Annotated in this window: 19 protein-coding genes; 13 read left to right on the top strand and 6 right to left on the bottom strand. The window is 72.5% G+C overall.

Annotated features, from left to right (window positions below):
- The first annotated feature begins 109 nt into the window (after positions 1-109).
- Together GGD88_RS13295 and GGD88_RS13290 are read left to right on the top strand one after the other, a co-directional pair.
- On the top strand, positions 110-736 hold the full coding sequence (locus tag GGD88_RS13295; RefSeq protein WP_184436221.1) for an SH3 domain-containing protein: 627 nt from the start codon (positions 110-112) through the stop codon (positions 734-736).
- A complete protein-coding gene (locus GGD88_RS13290; RefSeq protein ID WP_184436219.1) occupies positions 736-2,040 on the top strand; it encodes an MFS transporter in 1,305 nt (434 codons plus the stop codon). The genes GGD88_RS13295 and GGD88_RS13290 overlap by 1 nt, the downstream gene beginning before the upstream one ends.
- A gap of 86 nt (positions 2,041-2,126) precedes the next feature.
- Here GGD88_RS13290 and GGD88_RS13285 read toward each other — a convergent pair whose 3' ends face one another.
- The 4 genes from GGD88_RS13285 to GGD88_RS13270 all read right to left on the bottom strand — a co-directional run bounded on the left by GGD88_RS13285 (position 2,127) and on the right by GGD88_RS13270 (position 6,609).
- Positions 2,127-3,713, bottom strand: a complete 1,587-nt coding sequence (locus GGD88_RS13285; protein ID WP_184436218.1) for a bifunctional GNAT family N-acetyltransferase/carbon-nitrogen hydrolase family protein — start codon at positions 3,711-3,713, stop codon at positions 2,127-2,129.
- A gap of 100 nt (positions 3,714-3,813) precedes the next feature.
- Positions 3,814-4,425 (bottom strand): biotin transporter BioY, encoded by a 612-nt coding sequence (locus GGD88_RS13280; protein WP_184436217.1) that lies wholly within the window; start codon positions 4,423-4,425, stop codon positions 3,814-3,816.
- Between the two features lie 163 nt (positions 4,426-4,588).
- The gene (locus GGD88_RS13275; RefSeq protein WP_184436216.1) at positions 4,589-5,674 is read right to left on the bottom strand and encodes a MaoC family dehydratase; all 1,086 of its coding nucleotides are present in this window, start codon (positions 5,672-5,674) and stop codon (positions 4,589-4,591) included.
- A 41-nt stretch (positions 5,675-5,715) separates the two neighbouring features.
- The gene (locus GGD88_RS13270) at positions 5,716-6,609 is read right to left on the bottom strand and encodes an HpcH/HpaI aldolase/citrate lyase family protein (RefSeq protein WP_184436215.1); all 894 of its coding nucleotides are present in this window, start codon (positions 6,607-6,609) and stop codon (positions 5,716-5,718) included.
- 346 nt (positions 6,610-6,955) lie between these two features.
- On the opposite strand from GGD88_RS13270, the gene pdxY reads away from it, so the two are divergent.
- The 10 genes from pdxY to GGD88_RS13220 all read left to right on the top strand — a co-directional run bounded on the left by pdxY (position 6,956) and on the right by GGD88_RS13220 (position 16,749).
- Positions 6,956-7,837 (top strand): pyridoxal kinase, encoded by an 882-nt coding sequence (gene pdxY, locus GGD88_RS13265; protein ID WP_184436214.1) that lies wholly within the window; start codon positions 6,956-6,958, stop codon positions 7,835-7,837.
- 310 nt (positions 7,838-8,147) lie between these two features.
- A complete protein-coding gene (mepK, locus tag GGD88_RS18895; RefSeq protein ID WP_184436213.1) occupies positions 8,148-8,897 on the top strand; it encodes a peptidoglycan L,D-endopeptidase MepK in 750 nt (249 codons plus the stop codon).
- Between the two features lie 128 nt (positions 8,898-9,025).
- Entirely contained in the window at positions 9,026-9,433 is a 408-nt protein-coding gene (locus tag GGD88_RS13255; protein WP_184436210.1) for a cyclic nucleotide-binding domain-containing protein, read from the top strand.
- 231 nt (positions 9,434-9,664) lie between these two features.
- A complete protein-coding gene (locus GGD88_RS13250; RefSeq protein ID WP_184436208.1) occupies positions 9,665-9,967 on the top strand; it encodes a helix-turn-helix domain-containing protein in 303 nt (100 codons plus the stop codon).
- A gap of 460 nt (positions 9,968-10,427) precedes the next feature.
- On the top strand, positions 10,428-11,279 hold the full coding sequence (locus tag GGD88_RS13245; RefSeq protein WP_184436206.1) for a fructosamine kinase family protein: 852 nt from the start codon (positions 10,428-10,430) through the stop codon (positions 11,277-11,279).
- Between the two features lie 112 nt (positions 11,280-11,391).
- Entirely contained in the window at positions 11,392-11,922 is a 531-nt protein-coding gene (locus GGD88_RS13240; protein ID WP_184436204.1) for a GNAT family N-acetyltransferase, read from the top strand.
- 633 nt (positions 11,923-12,555) lie between these two features.
- A complete protein-coding gene (locus tag GGD88_RS13235) occupies positions 12,556-12,951 on the top strand; it encodes a DUF952 domain-containing protein (RefSeq protein ID WP_184436202.1) in 396 nt (131 codons plus the stop codon).
- Positions 12,948-14,033: a quinone-dependent dihydroorotate dehydrogenase gene (locus GGD88_RS13230; protein ID WP_184436200.1), complete on the top strand. Its 1,086-nt coding sequence runs from the start codon at positions 12,948-12,950 to the stop codon at positions 14,031-14,033. The genes GGD88_RS13235 and GGD88_RS13230 overlap by 4 nt, the downstream gene beginning before the upstream one ends.
- Positions 14,030-14,905: a TIGR01459 family HAD-type hydrolase gene (locus GGD88_RS13225; RefSeq protein ID WP_184436198.1), complete on the top strand. Its 876-nt coding sequence runs from the start codon at positions 14,030-14,032 to the stop codon at positions 14,903-14,905. The genes GGD88_RS13230 and GGD88_RS13225 overlap by 4 nt, the downstream gene beginning before the upstream one ends.
- 335 nt (positions 14,906-15,240) lie before the next feature.
- Positions 15,241-16,749 carry an autotransporter outer membrane beta-barrel domain-containing protein gene (locus GGD88_RS13220; RefSeq protein ID WP_184436196.1) on the top strand — a complete coding sequence of 503 codons (1,509 nt, stop codon included), beginning with the start codon at positions 15,241-15,243 and terminating at the stop codon, positions 16,747-16,749.
- A gap of 178 nt (positions 16,750-16,927) precedes the next feature.
- Here the strand turns inward: GGD88_RS13220 and mutL are convergent, their stop codons facing one another.
- Positions 16,928-18,811 carry a DNA mismatch repair endonuclease MutL gene (gene mutL, locus GGD88_RS13215; protein ID WP_425502594.1) on the bottom strand — a complete coding sequence of 628 codons (1,884 nt, stop codon included), beginning with the start codon at positions 18,809-18,811 and terminating at the stop codon, positions 16,928-16,930.
- Positions 18,808-20,496, bottom strand: a complete 1,689-nt coding sequence (pgi, locus tag GGD88_RS13210) for a glucose-6-phosphate isomerase (RefSeq protein ID WP_184436194.1) — start codon at positions 20,494-20,496, stop codon at positions 18,808-18,810. Before pgi ends, mutL begins: the two co-directional genes overlap by 4 nt.
- A gap of 190 nt (positions 20,497-20,686) precedes the next feature.
- On the opposite strand from pgi, the gene cobA reads away from it, so the two are divergent.
- Complete coding sequence (cobA, locus tag GGD88_RS13205) at positions 20,687-21,538, top strand: uroporphyrinogen-III C-methyltransferase (RefSeq protein ID WP_184436192.1); 852 nt, start codon at positions 20,687-20,689, stop codon at positions 21,536-21,538.
- Positions 21,539-21,658 lie beyond the last annotated feature (120 nt).

The raw sequence follows: 21,658 nt of genomic DNA, 5'->3' as shown, positions 1-21,658 counted from the left end.
TTATATCGGCCGACGGGAGGACGGACCTCCCCGTCGGCGGGCCGGCCCGATGGCCGGCCCCGCCCCTTCCGGTTGTCCGCGCGCAGGCACAGGAGCACGCGATCCCGCGATGACGGCGCAGCCCCCCCGCCCCGCCCTCCCCGCGCCGCCGCGCGCTCGCGGCCTCGTGGCGACCCTGGCCGTCGGGCTCGCCGCCGCCCTGGTGCTGGCGGGACCGGGACCGGCGCGGGCCCAGGGGACCGAACCTGAGTCCGCCCCGGACGCCGCGCCCGCCACGCCCGCCCCCGAGGAGGCCGTGCGGGTGGGGCCGAGCGGCCGGCCGCTGCCGCGCTTCGCCGCGTTGGGCTCCGATCACATCAACATGCGCACCGGGCCGGGCACCCGCTATCCCGTCACCTGGGTCTACAAGCGCCGCGGCCTGCCGGTCGAGGTGACGCGCGAGACCGAGGACTGGCGCGAGGTGCGCGACCCCGACGGCGCCGAGGGCTGGATGCACAAGGCCATGCTGTCGCACAGCAACCGCATGGCGCTGGTCACCGGAGAGACGCGCCAGATCCTGCTGCGCCGGCCCGAGCCGGCGGCCGAGGGCGTGGCCGAGGTCGAGCCGGGGGTCATCGTCAAGCTGTTGCAATGCCCGCGCGACGGCCGGCACTGCCGGGTCGAGGCCGGGCGGTTCCAGGGCTGGCTGCTGCGCGCCGCGCTGTGGGGCGTCCATCCCACGGACTACGTGGACTGATGGCCGCGCCCGGCGCCGCGCCCCGGTTCGCCCCGGTGGCCGCGTGGTGCTTGTATGACTGGGCCAACTCGGCCTTCCCGACCGTCATCGCCACCTTCGTCTTCTCGGCCTACTTCACCACCGCGGTGGCGGAGACCCCGGAGCAGGGCACCACGCTGTGGGCCTGGGCGACGGCGCTGTCCGGCCTGCTGATCGCGGTGCTGAGCCCGACGCTGGGCGCCATCGCCGACCGCGGCCGGCGGCGCAAGCCATGGCTGGCGGCGTTCTCGCTGCTGACCATCGTGGCCGCCGGCCTGCTGTACCTGGTGGAGCCGGACCCGGCCTTCGCCCTGCTGGGGCTGGCGCTGGTGGTGATCGCCAACACCGGCTTCGAGGTCGGCATCGTGTTCTACAACGCGTTGCTGCCGGCGGTCGCCCCCCGGCCCTGGCTGGGCCGGGTGTCGGGCTGGGCCTGGGGCCTGGGCTACGCCGGCGGGCTGGCCGGGCTGGTGCTGGCGCTGTTCGGGCTGGTGCAGGCGGACCCGCCGCCGTTCGGGCTCGACCCTGGCGACGACGCCTTGGAGCACATCCGCGCCACCTGCCTGCTGGTGGCGGTGTGGTACGCCGCCTTTGCCTGGCCGCTGTTCGTGTGGGTGCCGGACCGGGCGCCGGACGAGCCCCGGACGGTGGCCGCCCTGTCGGCCCCGGCGGCGGTGCGCCAGGGGTTGGCGACGCTGTGGACCACCCTGAAGGCGCTGCCGCGGCGCGATCCCAACCTGTTGCGGTTCCTGATCGCGCGCATGCTCTATACCGACGGTCTCAACACGCTGTTCGCCTTCGGCGGCATCTATGCCGCCGGCACCTTCGGCATGGGCTTCGATGAGATCGTGATGTTCGGAATCGCCATGAACGTCGCCGCCGGCCTGGGCGCCGCCGGCTTCGCGTGGGTGGACGACTGGATCGGCTCGCGCGCGACGGTGCTCCTGGGGCTGGTGGGTCTGACCGGCTTCGGCATCGGCATCCTGCTGGTGGAGGACGTCACCTGGTTCTGGGTCCTGGGGCTGGCGATGAGCGTCTTCTTCGGCCCGGTGCAGGCCCCCAGCCGGACCCTGATGGCGCGCCTGGCGGCGCCCGAGCTGCGGGCCGAGATGTTCGGGCTGTTCGCGCTGTCCGGGCGCATCACCGCCTTCCTGGGGCCGCTGGTGCTGGGCTGGGTGGTGGCGCTGACCGACAGCCAGCGCCTGGGCATGGCCTCGATCCTGCTGTTCCTGGTGCCGGGGCTGCTGCTGATGCTGACGGTGCGCGACCGGCCGGCGGCGGATTGATCGCCATCCGCGCGCTGGCGACGAACCGACATCGCGCCGCGAGTCCGGTGTGCCGCAAGCGGCCATCGAGGCGTGGTCTTGGCCCCCTACCCTTTGCTCTTCCAGGCCACCGAGTAGAGGTCGAAGCGGCGGTCGCGCAGGTTCTGCACCGTGCCGCCCTGACGGGCCGCCGCTAGGTCCTCCATGCGCAGGTCGGCGAAGGCGACCATCTCCACGTTCGGCGTGGTGTCGGCGGCGATGCCGTCGCGCGCGAACGGCATGTCGCAGGGCGTCAGGATGCAGCTCTGCGCGTATTGGATATCCATGTTCTCCACGTTGGGCAGGTTGCCCACGTTGCCGGACAGCACGACGTAACACTGGTTCTCCACCGCCCGGGCCTGGCAGCAGTAGCGCACCCGGAGGTAACTCTGGCGCTCGTCGGTGCAGAACGGCACGAACAGGATCTGCGCCCCCTGGTCCACCAGGTGCCGGGACAGCTCCGGGAACTCGCTGTCGTAGCAGATCAGCACGCCGATGGGCCCGCAGTCGGTCATGATGGTGTCGACGTCGTTGCCGCCGTCGATGTTCCACCAGTAGCGCTCGTTCGGCGTAGGGTGGACCTTGACCTGCTGGTGCACCGAGCCGTCGCGCAGACAGACGTAGCAGATGTTCAGGATGCGGCCGTCCTCGCCCCGGGTCGGGTGCGAGCCGCCGATGATGTTGATGTTGTAGCTGACGGCGAGGCGGCTGAGCAGCTCTTTCAGCGGCTCGGTGTAGCGGGTCAGGGTGGCGATGGCCTCGGTGGACGGGATGCGCTGGTTCTCGATCGACAGGAGCTGGAGGGTGAACAGCTCCGGGAACACCACGAAGTCGGCGCGGTAGTCGGCGACCACGTCCACGAAATACTCGACGTTGTGGCCGAACTCCTCGAACGAGCGCACCCGGCGCTGCTGGTACTGCACGATGGAGACGCGGACCGTGCGCTGCGAGTAGCGCGAGCGCGCCGAGCGCCCGCCGGCCCCCGCGCCGCTGTGCTTGGGGTTGCGCCACACCATGTGGGCGGCGTAGCCCAGCGACTCGCGGTCCGACGGCAGATAAGCGGGCAGCACGCCGATGGGCTCGAAGCCGTTGCGCATCTGGAAGGACAGCACCGGATCGCGCATCTTCTTGGCCCGCACCGCCTCGACGTAGGCTTCGGCCGAGCCCACCTTGCGGATGCGGCGGTGCAGGCCGGGCAGCCGGCCGCCGAACACGATGCCCTTCAGGCCCAGGCGCTGGCACAGCGCCTTGCGCTGGCCGTACAGGCGCTGGCCGATGCGGAAGCCGCGGTAGTCCGGATCGACAAACACTTCCATGCCGTACAGCCACTCGCCGTCCGGGTCGTGGCGCGACGCCAATCCGCCACCGCTGATCTCCATCCAGGTGTGGGGGGCAAAGGCGGCCGCCTCGCCGATGCGGAAGGTGGCGCAGTAGCCCACCACGCGACCGTCGTAGACCGCCACGAACTGGCCATCCGGGAAGTTCTGCATCTGGCCGCGCAGGTGCGCCCCGCTGTACGGCGGCACGTCCGTGTACACCTTGGCGCACAAGGCGCGAATGGCCGCGATGTCGTCCAGTGCGGCGCGGCGCACCACCAGCCGCGGCGTCTGCTCGTCGGAGCGGGTGTCGGCGGGGGTCTGCGGATCGGCGGCCATCGGCGGCTCCTGGGCTGGGGATGCGGTACTCCGGACAGCAAAGGACCCCCACGCGGGGGGTCCTCGCCGGTCTGGTCGGGGTGGTCGGGGTGGTCGGCCGTCAGGCGCGGCGGCGGCTCACCAGGCGCCAGGCCAGCGGCAGCACCGCGGCGGCCAGCGCGATCTTGAGGGCGGCGCCGACCAGGAACGGCAGCACGCCGTTGAGGAACGCCGCCTCGGCGCCGATCAGGCCGGTCAGGTAGACGAACCCGAGCCCGAAGATGATCGCCGTGCCCAGCGCCATGCCGGCCAGGGTGCGGGCGACGGTGCGGTCCCAGCCGCGCTCGGCCAGCCAGCCCAGGACGGCCGCCGAGACCAGGAAGCCGATCAGGTAGCCGCCGGTCGGGCCCATCATGTAGGCCAGTCCGATGCCGCGCTCGGGCGTGTTGGCGAACACCGGCAGGCCGAGCGCCCCCTGGGCCAGGTACAGGGCCACGGTGGCCGCCCCCAGCTTCCAGCCGTAGGCGGCGCCGATCACCAGCACCGCGAAGGTCTGCATGGTCATGGGGACCGGCCACATGGGCACCTGTAGCTTGGCCGAGACGGTCAGCAGGGCGCTGCCGAGCACCGCCAGCAGCAGCGCGCGCAACGCCGGCGACAGCGGGCCGGCGCCGGCGCGGGTCGGCCACAGGGCCTGGGCCAGGGTGTCGTGGGTCACAGTCGCTGGAGTCATGGGTCGTCCTTCTGTGGCGCGCCCCCGGGCCCGAGGGCCGGGGCGGGGGATGGGGACCGGTCAGGCCGGCGCAACATCGGTCGCACGGTGGAACGCGGATAGGGCCGGATCCTAGACGCGAACCGCGCCCCCCGCAAGAACACGTGCGACCGGGGCGCGGGTGTCACACCCGGCGCGGGATCAGCACGGTATAGTCCAGATCCAGCACCACCGTCTCCAGATAGTCGCCGGCCTCGTCGAGTCGGGGGAAGTCGGCGCAAACCTGGTCCTTGACCCCCACACTGCGCAGCCGCAGGGCGCCGACGTCGGAGCGGCCCGGGATCTCCATCTTGTCCAGCACCTCGGACCAGCAATGGATGGTGTCGCCGGCGAAGCTGGGCTTGGAGTGGCTCCCGGCGTTGATGGCGGCGACGCGGAACGCGTTGCCGAGCCCGTTGAACGACATCGCCCGCACCAGGCTGATGATGTGCCCGCCGTAGACCAGCCGCCGGCCCATCGGGCTCTGCACCTGCTTGAAGCGGTTGAAGTGCACCTTGGCGGTGTTCTGATAGAGGCGCGTCGCCATCTGGTGCTCGGCCTCCTCGATGGTCTGGCCGGTGCGGTGGTCGATGCGCTCGCCGACCTGGTAGTCCTCCCACAGGTCGGGCTGGCCGACCATGTCGGTGTCGTAGCCGTCGAGGTCGAGATCGTCGGGCACGGTCAGGTCGGCGGCCGGCACGACCGGCGCCAGGGTGGGGATCACCGGCGGCGCCACCGCGGCGCCGTCGCCGCCGGGCTCGCGCTTGCGCACCATGACCCAGCGCACATAGTCCACCACCATGTCGTCGTCCTGGTTGAACCCGGTGGTGCGCACCCAGACCACGCCGGACCGGTGGTTGGAGTTCTCCTTCAGCCCGATCACCCGCGAGACGGCGCGCAGGGTGTCGCCGGCGTAGACCGGGACGCCGAAGACGCATTCGGCGTAGCCCAGGTTGGCGACGGCGTTGAGCGAGATGTCCGGGACGGTCTTGCCGAACACGATGTGGAAGACCAGCAGGTCCTCCAGCGGCATGTCCTCGAAGCCCAGGTCCATGGCGAAGTCGGCCGAGCAGTGCAGCGGGTAGCGCGAGCCGTACAGGGCCAGATACAGGGCCTGGTCGCCCTCGGTGACCGTGCGCGGCGTGGCGTGCACGATCTCCTGGTCGATGCGGAAGTCCTCGAAGTAGTGGCCCGGGTTGGTCTTGCTCCGGGGGATGACGTCGCCAGTCATGGGGGGCGCTCCAGCGGGGGACGGGGCAGGGCGGCGGGCGTTCAGGCGTCCGTCCGGGCGAGGTCGGCCTCCAGCCCGGCGATGGCCTCGGCCAGCGCCACCTGGCGGCGGGCATCCTCGACGTGCAGGTTCTCGATCAGCTTGCCGTCCACGACCACGACGCCCTGGCCGGCGCGCGACGCCTCGGCGTGGGCCTCGATGATGCGGCGCGCCCAGGCCACGGCGTCCTCGCCGGGGGCGAACACCCGGTTGGCGGTGGCCACGGTCTTGGGGTGGATCAGGGTCTTGCCATCGAAGCCCAGTTCCAGCCCCTGGCGGCAGGCATCCTCGAAGCCGGCGTCGTCGTTCAGATCCAGGTAGACGCCATCGATGATCGCCAGACCGTGCGCCCGCGCCGCCAGCAGGCACAGCCCGAGCGCCGTGATCATCGGCAGCCGCATCGGGGTGTGCAGGCAGTGCAGGTCCTTGGCCAGATCCGACGTCCCCATGACGAAACCGCCCAGCCGGGCCGACGCGCCGGCGATCTCCTCGGCACGCAGCATGCCCCGCGGCGTTTCCATCATGCACCAGATGCGGGTGTGCTCGGGGGCGCCGTGGGCCGCCAGCAGGGTCTCGACCTGGCGCACGGTGTCGGCACTCTCGACCTTGGGCAGCAACACGCCGTCGCAGCCGCTGGTGGCGGCGGCCTGCAGGTCGGCATAGCCCCAGGGCGTGTTGAGGCCGTTGATACGGATCAGCACCTCGCGCTTGCCGTAGCCGGCGGCGGCGGCATCCACCACGTTGGCGCGGGCCTGCACCTTGGCGTCGGGGGCGACGGCATCCTCCAGGTCAAGGATGAGGCCATCGGCGGCCAGCGTTTTCGCCTTCTCCAGCGCGCGGGTATTGGAGCCGGGCATGTAGAGCACGCTGCGGCGGGGACGGGCGGGTGCGGCCATGACGCGGAACCTCCCTGGACTGCGGCCCGGGACGGCGGGCCTCGACGGTGGGCGGACGGACGGGCGGTCCCCGGGGCCACGCCAACGGTCAGGCCGGAACCGCCCGTTGGTGCAGCCCGGGGGCGCGAGGCGGCACACTATAAATCAAAGCCCGGGCGTGGCAAGCTGGGTGCCGCAGCGCACACATCGGTCCTCCCGTCACCCGCCCCGTCCCGCACCCGTCCCGCACCCGTCCCGCACCCGTCCCGCACCCGTCCCGCACCCGTCCCGCACCCGTCCGGTCGCCCGCGCGCCATGCCGGCGTGCCGCCGGCGGCCGGTCCCGTTCCCTCTTGCCTGTCGTTGTCATGCCGATCCTGTCCATTCAAAGCCATGTCTGCGCCGGCCACGTCGGCAACGCCGCCGCCGTGCCGGCCTGGCACGCCGTGGGGCGCGCCGTCTGGCCGGTCCATACCGTGCTGTTCTCCAACCACCCCGGCTACGGCCGCATGCGCGGACGGGCGGTCGACCCCGATGCGGTGGCCGACTGCCTGCACGGCCTGGCGGCGCATGTGGACTGGCCGCACCGCGTCGCCGTCCTGTCGGGCTACCTTGGCGCCCCCGGAACCGCCCGGGCGGTCGCCGACGCGGTCGACCAGGCCCGCGCGGACCGCCCCGACCTGCCCTATCTGTGCGACCCGGTGATGGGCGATACCGGACCGGGCATCGCCGGCGACGTCGGCCCCGGGCTCTACGTCGATCCCGCGATTCCGCCGGCCATGGCGGAGCTCCTGATCCCGCGCGCCACCATCGCCAAGCCCAACCAGTTTGAACTCGGCCTGCTCACCGGCCACCGCTGCGACAGCCTCGCCGACGTGATCGCGGCGGCCGAGGCGCTGCGGGCCAGGGGGCCGCGGATCGTCGTGGTGACCAGCGTCGAGGTGCCCGACGGCCCCGAGGCCGACGGCGCGCGCTGCCTGGTCACCGACGGCACCGGGGTGTGGCTGGTGGCGACGCCGCGGCTGCGCTTTCGGCGCGCCCCCAACGGCGCCGGCGACGTGCTGGCAGCCCTGTTCCTGCACCACTGGTTGGAAGATCGCCGCCCCCAGGTGGCGCTGAGCGCGGCGGTCTCGGGCCTGTTCGCGGTGCTGGAGGACACCCGGCGCGCCGGCGGGCCGGAACTGGCGCTGCTGACCGCGCGCCACCGGCTGGCGGCGCCCGAGCGGATCTGGCCGCCCATTCGGCTTTGAAACAAATGGTTCACCCACCTCAGTATTGCGAAGCAGTCCCCGGAGCGACGGGCCGGCCGCGCAAATCGGACGCGACGCCTGGCGCGAACCGGGCGGCGTCGGCCGCAGATCGCGGCCGGCAATGCCGTGTATAACTGTTACTGTACCGCCGATTTCCCTTGCTGTTTCCGAAACCTCGCGGTGTTTTCCCGGCGCGGCCGATTTTTGTCTTGAATCCACGCGCCCGAAGTCCGCATTCATGGGGCGCGACGCGGCCGCTCCCGGCCGTGGCCACAGGGTCCGGCAGAGGCCCGCCCGTCTTGAGACCAGCGTGAGGATCGCCGTGTGTAGCTGCGAGTCGTCCCCCGACCCGGACGTCGCCGACCCCGCTCCCCGTGCCCCCGCCGACAGGACCGGCGCCAGCCGGCGCGGTCTGCTGCTCGGCGGCGCCGCCCTCCTCGCCACGGCCGCCGCGCCGCTGGCCGGCGCGGCCGCGGCGATGCCTGTGCCGCCGGGCGCCAAGCCGGCGGCACCGTTCCTGTACCGGCTGGGCCGCAAGCCCACCCCGCCCGCGCGTCCGGGACCCGACGGCGCGGCGACGCCCGCCGCGCTCCGCCCCGCGCCGACCGGCGGCCCGGCCCAGCGCACGCTGACGCTGGACAACATCAACACCGGGGAGCGGCTGACCGTCACCTACATGGAGAACGGCCGCTACCTGCCCGACGCGCTGGCCGCGCTCAACCACCTCATGCGGGACCGCCGGACCGATGCGGTCGCGGCCATCGACCCGGCCCTGTTCGATCTGCTGTGCGACATCCGCATGCGGCTGGAGACCGCCCAGCCGTTGCAGCTCATCTCGGGCTACCGCGCCCCGGAGACCAACGCCCGCATGCGCCAGCGCGACCGCGCCGTGGCCCGCAAGAGCTATCACACCCGCGGCATGGCCGCGGATATCGCCGTGCCGGGCTGCAGCGTCGCCACGCTACGCCAGGTGGCGGTGGCGATGGGGCGGGGCGGGGTGGGCGACTATCCGCGCTCCGGCTTCGTCCACGTCGACGTCGGCCCGCCGCGCACCTGGTAGCCCCCCGCTCGGGCCGTCGTCCGCCTCCCCCTGGTCAGCCCCCTGGTCAGCCCCCTGGTCAGCCCCCGCCCGGACGCCTACTCTGGGGCCGGGTGGGCAGTGCGATGGGTGAGCAAGGAGAGCGAGCCGTGAGCGACCAGCAGCCGGGGGCCCTGACCGGCGGGGCCCTGGACCAGCACGAGATCCAGCTGGACGCGGGCCAGATTCTGTTCCGAGAGGGCGAGTTCGGCGACCGCGCCTATGTGGTGCGCTCCGGCCGGTTGGAGGTCTCGCGCCGCATCGGCAGCGCCGAGGTGGTAATCGCCGTCGAGGGACCCGGCACCATCCTGGGCGAGATGGCCCTGATCGACGACCACCCGCGCAGCGCGACGGTGCGCGCCATGGAGGACGCCCGCCTCACCGTGGTGCCCAAGGAGGCGTTCCAGTTCCATCTGGCCCGCACCGACCCGGTCATCCGCCTGCTGCTGGAGCGGTTCACGACCATCATCCGCTCCATCAGTGCCGAGAACGTGCGCCTGATCCTGGGAATCCGCTGACGGCCGGCCCCGCCCCCTCGACGAAGGTCGGATTGCGCCCCGGTCAGAAAACTGCAACAGTGCCGCCCGGTCACGCAGGTCGCGGGTCAGGGCGGCCGTAGAAATGTTTCCAATGCATGACAGTCATGCCCCAGCCGTGCATGACAGCCGGCGGCGGAACGCCGTACTGTGACCGTGTCCTATTGTTTTCATCGCACATTCGAGCCGCCGTTCGAGGAGGATGCCGTGGGCATGACCGAAGAGGGTTTCATGTTGACTGGGGAGGCGCGGGCGCGCCAGCGCGCGGGGGGCTGCCACCTGCGTCTGCTGCGGGAGAGCCGCGAGATCACCCGGGCCGAGCTGGCCGAACACCTCCTGAGCGTCACCGAAACCTTCGTCGCCGATGTCGAGGCTGGGCACATCCGCGTGCCGGCCGAGCTGACGGGCCGCTGGGCGCTGGCCCTGGGGCTGCGTCACGATGCGCTGGCCGATGCGCTCGGCCGTCTGTACGACCCGCTGCCGTTCGATTCCTACTGGACCAAGGCCGCCGCCTAGCGCGGATCGCGATCAGTCGGCACCACGACGTGGTTCGGAGGGATCGCGTGACTCCGCGCCACATGTATGGGTCGCAGCCGATTATCGCGACACTCCGACATCGCGCCGCGAGTCCGGGTTGTCGCAATCGGCTGTAACGCGGCCTGCCGCCCCCGCCGGGCGCGTGCCGCGCGCCCCATGCGGTCTTCTTCGTCCGAGCCCCCCGCCCGCCTCCGCCCCCCATGCTGGACCGGGGTGGCCGCGGCCCGTGCGGCGGATCGGCCAGAGGGTCCAGACCGGCGCCCCCAGACCGGCGCCCCCAGACCGGCGCCCCCAGACCGGCGCCCCCAGACCGGCGCCCCCAGACCGGCGCCCCCAGACCGGCGCCCGGGGGGACGGCTGGATCGTCGCGGGACGCCTTGACGGCGCCGGCCCGGGCGTGAAGCCTCATCCCCCTGGCACCGCGTCACGGGAGGAGCCGATGCGCGAGACCGCGCGCACCCGCATCGCCGAGGCGACCGGCCAACGGATCGACTCCAGCCGCCCCCTGGGCGGCGGCTGCGTCGGCGAGGTCTACGGCGTCCGCCTCGAAGACGGCCGCGATCTGGTCGCCAAGCTGGGGGGACCGGGCAGCGGCCTGGACCTCGAAGGCCGCATGCTGGGCGACCTGGCCGAGGCCGGCGCGCCGGTGCCGGCGGTGCTGTACGCCGACGAGTCGCTGCTGCTGATGACCGCGCTGCCCGGCGGCGATGCCCTGGGGCCGCGCGTCCAGGACCACGCCGCCCATGTCATCGCGGCCCTGCACGACGTCGCCGGCCCGCAGTTCGGCTATCCGTACGACACCGTCATCGGTGGTCTGCACCAGCCCAATCCGGCGGCCGACCGCTGGGTGCCGTTCTTCCGCGACCAGCGGCTGCTGTTCATGGCCGGCGAGGCCGCCCGCGCCGGCCGCCTGCCCCCGGCCTACCTGCGCCGCCTGGAGGCCCTGGCGGCCAACCTCGACGCGTACCTGGAGGAGCCCGCACACCCCAGCCTACTGCACGGCGACCTTTGGACCGGCAATGTGCTGGCGCAGGACAACCGAGTCTCCGGTCTGATCGACCCTGCCATCTACTGGGGTCATCCCGAGATCGAGCTCGCGTTCAGCACGCTGTTCGGCACCTTCAACGAGGTGTTCTTCAACCGCTATCACGACCTGCGGCCGATCCGGCCGGGGTTCTTCGAGGAACGCCGCGACCTCTACAATCTCTATCCGCTGCTGGTGCACGTGCGGCTGTTCGGCGGCGGTTATCTCGGCGGCGTGGACCGCACGCTGCGTCGGCTGGGGTACTGACCGGCGTCCCAGCGGCCGATCGAACCCGGGAGGGCCGGATGGCTGCCTTGCGAGTCGTCTCCGCCGGCGGCCGCCGCCGCCCGCCGGGTCCCGCGCCGCATGAGCGGCCGGCATGACCGGCGCGCTGGTCTACCGCCCGATGCGGCCCGGCGAGGCGGGCGCGGTCTGCGACCTGGTGCTGCGGGCCTTCCGCGCCGCGATCGCGCCCGGCACCAGTGCGCGCGGGATCACGACCTTCCTTGGCCTGCTGTCCTACGACTGGCTGGGGCGCACCGCCACGGCGCCCGGCTCGTGCGTGCTGGTCGCCGCCTACGAGGATCGCCCGGTCGGCGTGATCGCGGTGGAGCGCACGCCGGCGACAGGGCGCGAGGGGCATATCGCCCTGCTGTTCGTCGATCCATCGCACCAGGGCGAGGGCATCGGGCGCGGCCTGCTGCGGGCCGCCATCCGGCACGGCCACGCGGCAGCGGCCCCGCTCGCGGCCCTGACGGTCAACGCCTCGACCAACGCGGTCCGGTTCTACGAGTCCGTGGGGTTCCGGCGCAGCGGCCCGACCGAGACCGACGACGGGCTGTTCACGGTGCCGCTGCGCAAGACGGTGGCGTCGGTTGCGGGGCGTGACGCCGCCGGGGATGGGCGATGACTGGTCGGACGCAGGATCGGCGACGCAGGATCGGCGACGGACCGCACAACGACGAACCGGCCGCCCGAGGGGGTGGGGCGGCCGGTCCGGTCTGAATTCGGTGGGTCCATCACGTGGCTGAGGCGTGTGGCCCTTGGTCGGGTGCGACACGGGATGCTGGCTGAGGGCTCCGGGGTCGCTGAGGTCCGAGGGTTGGCTGGCTGATTAGGACGGATGATCCGGGGTCGGTTGCTCTTTGCCTTGCGGAGGGTGGAAGGGGCCATGGCCTTGCCCGCTTCCGATGATTTGAAGGTAGCACCCGGCACCTGACGTCCGTCCTACGGCGCCATGACGAATTCGTAATATGGCGTCGCGCTTCGGGGCGCCTGGCCCTTGTCCCGACAAGTCAGGACAGGAGCCGGCCAGGATCACGGGGCGCCACGTCGGGCCGGCAGGACCGGGAAACGGCTTACGACCCCGTTCACCCGATTGCCCGGACCGTGCCACGCAGAGGGCTTTCGCGGATTGTGGCAAATGGGCTAGTCTCCCGCCCACACGAGAGGAGACCCGAGACCCGACTCGGGGGCCCACCGCCGCACCGGACCGGGCGCCCGCCGATCTCCCGACCCCCGACCCCAGACCCCATGGAGTCGCATGACCGCCGCCCCGCCCGCGCAGGAGCCGCCCCGCCTGGTCTACCGCCTGTGCCACGCCGACGACTGGCGCGCCGCCGTGCGTGACGGCGTTTTCCGGGGCACGGCCGACGACACCCGCGACGGCTTCATTCACCTGTCGTCCGCCGATCAGGTGATCGAGACCGCCGACCGCCACTACGCCCGGGTGCGTCCGCTGATGCTGCTGGCGGTGGACAGCCACCGTCTGGATGGCGAGCTGCGCTGGGAGCCCAGCCGCGGCGGCGCCCTGTTCCCGCACCTGTACGGCACCATCCCGTTGGAGGCGGTGTTGTCCGCCCTGCCCCTTGCCGAGGACCGCGAGGGCCTGTTGATGTTCCCCACCCTGTCGAACTCGCCTGGAGAACTGGGACCATGAGCCGCGTCGATTCCATGTTTCTCGGTCTGTTGCAGGCCATGGACCCGGAAAAGGCCCATGACCTCAGCATCCGCACCCTGGCGCGCGGCCTGGGTCCCTCGCTGCCGCCACCGGACGACCCGGCACTGGCGGTCACGGTGTGGGGCCGGCCGTTCCGCAACCCGCTCGGGCTGGCGGCCGGCTACGACAAGACCGCGCTGGTGCCGGACGCCTGCCTGCGCATGGGCTTCGGCTTCGTCGAGGTCGGCGGCATCACGCCGCGGCCGCAGCCGGGCAACCCGCGCCCGCGTCTGTTCCGCCTTCAGGACGACGGCGCCGTCATCAACCGCATGGGGCTGAACAACGACGGCATGATCGTGGCCTACGACCGGCTGTCGCGGCGCCCGCGCTGGGAGGACCGCGGCCTGGTCGGCGCCAATCTGGCGATGAACGCCGATACGCCCATCGAGCACGCCGCCGACGACTACGCCACCCTGGCCTGCGTGCTCGGGCCGCACTGCGATTTCCTGGTGCTCAACCTGTCCTCGCCCAACACCGAGGGGCTGCGCCAGCTCCAGTCCCCCGATTCGGTGCGCGCCATCGTGCGCCGGGTGCGGGCGGCGATGCCGACGCGGGCGCGCCCGCCGCTGTGCCTGAAGGTCTCGCCCGACCTGACCAACGCCGAACTGGAGGCGCTGGCCGACGTGGCGCTGGAGCCGGAGAACCCGCTCGACGGCATCGTGTGCGTCAACACCACCACGGCCCGCCCCGAGAGCCTCACCCACCCCGCCAAGGCGGAAGCGGGGGGGCTGTCCGGCGCCCCGCTCAAGGCGCGCGCCCTGGAGGTGTTGCAGGTGCTGGCGGCGAAGCTGTACGGGCGCGTCCCGCTGATCTCGGTGGGCGGCATCGAGACCGCCCAGGACATCCTCGCCCGGCTGCGCGCCGGGGCCAGCCTGGTGCAGATCTACACCGTGCTGGCGTACTTCGGGCCGCGCCTGGTGCCACGCCTGAAGACCGACCTGCTGGCGCTGCTCCAGGAGCAGGGCTTCGCCACCGTCGAGGAGGCCATCGGCGCCGACCTCAAGGGCAGCGCCGCCGCATGACCCTGCCCCTGCTGCCCGGCCTGGCGCCGCTGGTGGGCGACCGGGACGGCCTGATCCTGGACCTGTGGGGCGTCATCCACGACGGCCACAGCGCCTACCCCGGCGTGACCGAGACCCTGGCCCGCCTGCGCGACGCCGGCTTGGCCACCGTGCTGCTGACCAACGCCCCGCGCCTGTCCGGCCCGATCGCCGACACCATGGCGGACATGGGCATCGGCCGCGACCTCTACGGCGGCATCCTGTCGTCGGGCGACGCGGTGCACCAGGCGTTGCGCGACCGCACCGATCCGGCCTTCGCCGCGCTCGGGCCGCGCTGCTGGCACCTGGGACCGGCGCGTGACCGCAGCATCTTCGACGGTCTCGACCTGACCCTGGTGGAGACGCCGGAGGAGGCCGACTTCGTGCTCAACACCGGGCCGTGGTCGTTCGACGAGACGGTGGCGGACTACGCCGACCGGCTGGCGCGCTGCCGGGCGCGCGCCCTGCCCATGGTGTGCGCCAATCCGGACATCGAAGTGATCCGCGAGGGCCGCCGGGTGATCTGCGCCGGCGCCCTGGCGGTGCACTACGCCGAGAGCGGCGGCACGGTGATCGACCGCGGCAAGCCCGACCCGGCGATCTACGACCTGGCGCTGGCGCGGCTCGGCATCACCGACCGCCGCCGCGTGCTGGCGGTGGGCGACGGCCTGCAGACCGACATCCGGGGGGCGGCCGCCGCCGGCCTCGACGCCGTGTTCGTCACCGGCGGACTGTACGCCGAGGCCCTGGGGCTGACGGCGCACGGCGAAATGCCGGACCCGGCGCGGGTGGCGGCGCTGTGCGCGGCCGAGGGCGTGGCGCCGCTGGCCGCCATCCCGGCGCTGGCCTGGTAAGGCCGGAGGGCTCAGCCGGCCCCCAATTGCCTTTGCAGCAATGTGGACAAGCGGACGGCACCGTCACATCATGCCCAGGCACGCGGCGCGTATGCCGGTTTGGCCGCTCGAACGAACCCGCGCGAGGCGAAACGGCATAATGACCGCCTCCGGACCCTCGGCCTGCGGCCGAACCGGAACACACGTCCCCCCTAGCCACCCTAGCCACCGCATATCCAGGTCTTCGCGATACGGAGTGACGGAGCAGTGGATGGAACAGGCCGAGGCCCTGCGCCCTCCCACATCCGCGCTCCTGATCCGGTCGCGGCGGCGCGATGATAACCCAGGAGACTGTCATGGCGATTGGTGATCTTACGGCCCAGCAGCAGACCAATCTCAACGCGCTCGGCGTCGCGATGTTCAACGCGGCCCCCGGGGCCACGGTACTCGATGAATGGGCGGCCGCCGTCAGTGCCGGCACCTCGATCGATGCCCTGGCCAACGCCCTCACCGCGACGGAGCTGTTCGTCACCCAATTCGATGGCCTGACCACCCTCGATGCCCAGATCGGGCTTGTCCTCACCAACCTTGGACTGACCAACGGCACGGACGCCTACACAGAGGCACAGGCGGCGTTCCGGGATCTGCTGCAAGCCGGCACGCCCGTCGGGACCGTCATCGTTTCGGCCGCCGACTACCTGCTCAACAGCACCTCGCGCGCCGCGATCTTCGACACCGCCGCCCAGACCCTCGCCAACAAGGTGGAGGTCGCGGCCTACTATGGCATCGAGCGCGGTCAGAGCGCCGACACGCTGGCCGAACTCCAGAGCGTCTTGGACGGGGTCACGGACTCCAGCGCCAGCGTTGACACCGCCAAGGCAGCGATCGATGCCGCCAGCGGTGCCACCCTCACCGTGACCGTCACCGGCGACGCACCGGAGCAGACGCTGGACTTCGGCGGCACCGCCAGCGGCACCATCTCCATGACCCTCGACGGAGACAACGTGGCCACCATCAGCCGCGGCGGTGTCACGGCTACGACCAACCCGGACCTCGACGAGGTGGCGACCCTGAATGTCGCCACCGACCAGCGGCTGGCGCTGACCAAGGCCCAGCTCGATCTGGTCACCAACGTCATCGGCAGCGGCGGGGCCATCGTGGAGGTCTCCGGGGTGACCCAGGCGGCGCTGACCACGGACCTGGCGAAGATCACCGTCGACCTGGGCGTGATCGGCCTGACCGTGGCGGCGGGCGAGACCGGCACGTTCGACGTCTCGGCCGAAGGCGGCTTCGTCGGCGCGGTCGACGCCAGCGCGGCCGGCTCGGTCACCCTGGTGGGCGGCGACGGCATCCAGCGCCTGACCGGCGGCACGCAGAACGACAACCTGACCGGCGGGGTCGACGCCGACCTGCTGACCGGGGGCAGCGGCGCCGACACGTTCATCTACGCGGTCGGCGACGGCAGCCAGTACGCGTTCGAAGGGGCGACCGTGGGCGCCGACGCCAGCGCACCGTCCGCCGGCGACAGCTACACCTCCCTTGAGGTCATCACCGACTTCAACACCGGCGGCGGCGGGACGATGACGGTCGCCAACGCCGGCATCGGCGCCGACGCGGGCACCGCCGGTCGGGTCGAGGCCAACGAGGCGGTGTTCGTCGCGGGATCGTACGACTCCGATACGGGGGTGTTCACGGTCGGCGACGGCACCACCGACGACGCCTCCAACGCCGACCTGCTGGTGCTGTGGGACGGCGACGCGGCCGACGGCGTGCAACAGGAGGCGGTGGTGCTGGTCGGCATCGACACGGTCGGCGTCGAGGCGCTGACCCCCGGCTTCAGCGGCGCGGACCTGTTCTTCGCCTGAGCGCGCGGCGCCCGCGGGTTGGGCCGCCGGCCCATCCGGTCACGCGCCACAGGATCGAGCGTTGACGCACCGCCCCGGAGGCCCTCGGGCCTCCGGGTTCGGTCCGCCGGGGGCGGTGTTTGATCGGCCCGACCATCGAAGCCTGGAGCGGATCGCGCCACAGTCGCAGACTTCCGCCCTACCGCCGCCCGAACAGCCGCTCGATATCCGCCAGGCGCAGCTCCACATAGGTTGGGCGGCCGTGGTTGCATTGCCCGCTGTGCGGCGTGGCCTCCATCTGGCGCAGCAGGGCGTCCATCTCCGCCGTCCCCAGCCGCCGCCCGGCGCGCACCGAGCCGTGGCAGGCCATCGTCCCGCAGACGTCGGCCAGCCGGTCCTTCAGCGCCAGGGTCTGGCCCCATTCGGCCAGGTCGTCGGCCAGGTCGCGCACCAGCCCGGCGGCGTCGACATGGCCCAGCAGGGCGGGGACCTCCCGCACCACCACGGCACCGGGGCCGAAGCCCTCCAGCACCAGCCCCAGGGTCGCCAGTTCCTCGGCACGCGCCACCAGCCGCGCCGCCGCCGTCTCGTCCAGTTCGACCACCTCGGGCAGCAACAGCCCCTGGCGGGCGATGCCGCCTTCGGCCAGCGCCTGTTTCATGCGCTCGTAGACCAGGCGCTCGTGGGCGGCGTGCTGGTCGACGATCACCAGGCCGTCGGCGGTCTCGGCGACGATGTAGGTGCTGTGGAGCTGCGCCCGGGCACGGCCCAGCGGCGGGGCCTCAGGCTCGGGATCGGAGTCGGGCTCCGAGACGGGCGGCGTGGGGGCCGCCGTCTCGCGAAACCCGGAGTCCGGGGGCGACTCGGCCGGGGCCTGCCAGGCCCGCGCCGCCGCCAACGCGTCCGGCGCCGGCCGGGGTGGGCCGCTCCAGCCGCCCCCGCCCCGTCCGCCGCCGCCCCCGGCGAACGGCAGCCGCGCGGCGGGCGGCTCCTGGCCCTCGGGCCGCGCCCGCCCCAGCATGCCGGCGGCGACGGTGGTGCTGGCGCGGTGCCCGGCCGCCGCCAGCGCGTGGCGGATGCCGGAGACGATCAGCCCGCGCACCAGGGCGGCGTCGCGGAACCGCACCTCGGCCTTGGCGGGGTGGACGTTCACGTCGACGGCCGCGGGGTCGATATCCAGGTAGAGCACCACCACGGGATGACGGTCGCGGGCCAGAAAGTCCTGATAGGCGCCCCGCACCGCGCCCTGTAGCAGGCGGTCCCGCACCGGGCGGCCGTTGACGAACAGAAACTGGTCCTGGCTGGTGGCGCGGTGGAAGGTGGGCAGCCCGGCAAGCCCACTGAGCCGCACGCCCTCGCGCTCCAGGTCCACGGCGACACTGTTCTCGCCCACCTCGCGCCCCAGCACCGCCCCCAGACGCGCCCGCCGGGCGCCGTGGCGGTCGTCCAGAAGGTCGGCCGTCAGGGCCGGCGCCCGCAGCGGCGTCCGCGCCCCGTCCGAGAGGGTGAACGCCACCTCCGGATGGGCCAGGGCGAGGCGCTTGATAATGTCCACCGCGTGGCCCTGCTCGGTGCGCGCCGCCTTGAGGAACTTCAGCCGCGCCGGCGTGGCGAAGAAAAGATCGCGCACCTCCACCCGGGTGCCCGGCGGATGGGCGGCCGGCTCGACCGCGCCGACGGCCCCGCCCTCCACCACCAGCCGCCAGGCGCCGTCCGCGCCCGGCGGGCGGCTGGTCAGGGTCAGGCGGGCGACCGAGCCGATGGACGGCAGCGCCTCGCCGCGGAAGCCCAGGGTGCGGATGGCGGCCAGGCCGGCGTCGTCGGCGAGCTTGCTGGTGCAGTGCCGGCGCACCGCCAGCGGCAGGTCCTCCGGCCCCAGGCCGCAGCCGTCATCGACCACCACGATGCGGCCCTTGCCGCCGTCCTCCAGGGTGACGTCGATGCGGGTCGCGCCGGCGTCCAGGGCGTTCTCGACCAGCTCCTTCACCGCGCTGGCCGGGCGCTCGACCACCTCGCCGGCGGCGATGCGGTCGACCAGGGTCGGCGGCAGCGCCCGAATCACCGAAGGGGCGCCGCCGGTCACGAGTCGCGCAGGGCCTTGTAGGCGTTGATGAGGCCGTTGGTGGAGCCGTCGTGGCCGGTGACCGGGGCGTCGCCGGCCAGCTCGGGCAGGATGGCCTTGGCGAGCTGCTTGCCCAGCTCCACGCCCCACTGGTCGAAGCTGTTCACCCCCCAGACGGCGCCCTGGACGAACACCTTGTGCTCGTAGAGCGCGATCAGCATCCCCAGGGTGTACGGGTCGACGCGCTTGACCAGCAGGGTGTTGCTCGGGCGGTTGCCGGGGAACACCTTGTGCGGCAGCAGGGCGGCGATCTCCTCGGCCGTCTTGCCCTGGGCCTCCAGCTCGGCGCGGGCCTCGTCCGCGGTCTTGCCCATCATCAGGGCCTCGGCCTGGGCGAACACGTTGGACAGCAGGATGGGGTGGTGCTCGCCCATCGGATTGTGGCTCAGCGCGGGGGCGATGAAGTCGCAGGGGATCAGCCGCGTGCCCTGGTGGATGAGCTGGTAGAAGCTGTGCTGGCCGTTGGTGCCGGGCTCACCGAAGATCACCGGGCCGGTGTCGCCCACCACGGGGCTGCCGTCCAGGCGCACGCGCTTGCCGTTGCTCTCCATATCCACCTGCTGGAAGTGGGCGGCGAAACGGTGCAGGTACTGGTCGTACGGCAACAGGGCGTGGGCGGCAGCGCCGTGATAGGTGATGTTCCACACCCCCAGCATCCCCAGGATCACCGGCAGGTTCTCGGCCAGGGGGGCGGTGCGGAAGTGCTCGTCCAGGGCATGGGCGCCGTCCAGGAACGCCTCGAAGCGGTCGAAGCCGATGGTGATGGCGACGGGCAGGCCGATGGCCGACCACACCGAATAGCGGCCGCCGACCCAGTCCCAGAATTCGAACATGTTCGCGGTGTCGATGCCGAAGGCGGCCACCGCCTCGGCGTTGGTGGACAGGGCGGCGAAGTGCTTGGCCACCGCGCCCTCGCCCAGGGCGCGGGTCAGCCAGGCGCGGGCGGTGTGGGCGTTGGTCAGCGTCTCCTGGGTGGTGAAGGTCTTGGACGCCACCAGGACCAGCGTGGTCTCGGGGTTGAGGCCGTGCAGGGTCTCGGCGATGTGGGTGCCGTCGACGTTGGAGACGAAGTGCGGCCGGATGCGGTCGTGCCAGTACGGCTTGAGCGCCTCGGCCACCATCACCGGTCCCAGGTCGGAGCCGCCGATGCCGATGTTGACCACGTCGGTCACCGGCTTGCCGGTCGCCCCGGTCCAGGTGCCGTCGCGCACGGCGGCGCAGAAGGCGCGCATCTGGTCGAGGACCCGGTTGACCTCCGGCATGACGTCTTCGCCGTCGACGCGAATCGGCCGGTCGGACCGGTTACGCAGGGCGACGTGGAGCACCGCCCGGCCCTCGGTGGTGTTGATGACCTCGCCCGCGACCATGGCGTCGCGCCTGGCCTCCACCCCGGTCTCGCGGGCGAGATCGCAGAGCAGATCCATGGTCTCGGCGGTGATGCGGTTCTTGGAATAGTCCACCAGCAGGTCGCCGAGCCGCCCGGAGAAGCGGGCAAAGCGGTCCGGGTCTGCGGCGAACAGGTCGCGCATGGTCGTGTTGGCCAGCGCGTCGCGGTGACGGGCCAGGGCCTGCCAGGCCGGACCCTCGGGCAGGACGGGGGACGGGGCAGCGGCGGCGGCTGTCGCAGAAGAGCGCGCGCGGGCCATGGAACCTCCACAGGCGGCGAGGGGCGAGAACGGGCGGGTGTCGGGGATCGCGAAAACGGGACGCAGTCTAGAGCAGATCCGGGCCTGGGGGAACCGGCCGCCCGACCCGGGCCGGCGGCTGGAGCCCCCTTAGGCAGCCCCTTGGGCAGCCCCTTGGCGGGACCGGCCGTTCGGGTGTAGAACCGAGCCCATGCCGATCCCGTTCCCGACAGAGCGCCGGTCCTGTGGCGTGCCGATCCCCTTGCCGCCGTTCCGGCCCGGCTGGGTGTGGCTGGTGGGCGCCGGCCCCGGCGACCCCGGCCTGCTGACGCTGCATGCCGTGCACGCCCTGGCCGAGGCCGACGTGGTGGTCCACGACGCCCTGGTCGACGCCGACGTGCTGGCCCTGGCGCGCCCGGGCGCCGAGATCATCTACGCCGGCAAGCGCGGCGGCAAGCCGTCGGCCAGTCAGCCCGACATCAGCCAGCGCCTGATCGCGCTGGCCCGCGCCGGCCGCCGGGTGCTGCGCCTGAAGGGCGGCGATCCGTTCATCTTCGGCCGCGGCGGCGAGGAGGCCCGCGCCCTGGTCGCGGCCGGGGTGCCGTTCCGGGTCGTGCCCGGCATCACCGCCGGCATCGGCGGGCTGGCCTACGCCGGCGTCCCGGCCACGACGCGCGAGACCAACGCCGCCATCGCCTTCGTCACCGGCCACGCCGCCAGCGGCGACGTGCCCGACAACGTGGACTGGACCGCGCTGGCCAAGAGCGCGTCGGTGCTGGTCATCTACATGGCGGTCAAGCACCTGGGCGCCATCGTCGCGCGCCTGATCGCCGGCGGCCGGTCGCCGGACGAGCCGCTGGCGTTCCTGTGCTCGGCCACCACCGCGCGCCAGCGGGTGGTGGTCTCGACCCTGGGGCGGGCGGTGGCCGACCGCGACGCCCAGGGAGTCGAAGCGCCGGCGATCGTGGTCGTGGGCGAGGTGGTGCGGCTGCGCGAGACGCTGGGCTGCTGGTGGGACCCGGCCGACCTGCTGGCGCCGGAGGCCGAGACGGCGGCGGAATAGGCGCGGCCCGGATCGCGCCCTTATATTTGGTTCATCACGGAATTCCGGGGAAGGCGGCGCGGATCTTGAGAAAGAAGTAGGCGTCATCGCGGAAGCCGTAGGCCATCCGCTTGATGACCT

The sequence above is a fragment of the Roseospira goensis genome (genome assembly GCF_014197795.1).
In the GTDB taxonomy this organism is placed as follows: domain Bacteria; phylum Pseudomonadota; class Alphaproteobacteria; order Rhodospirillales; family Rhodospirillaceae; genus Rhodospira; species Rhodospira goensis.
The sequence above is the reverse complement of the archived record's forward strand: the minus strand, read 5'-3'. Positions and strand labels throughout refer to the sequence as shown.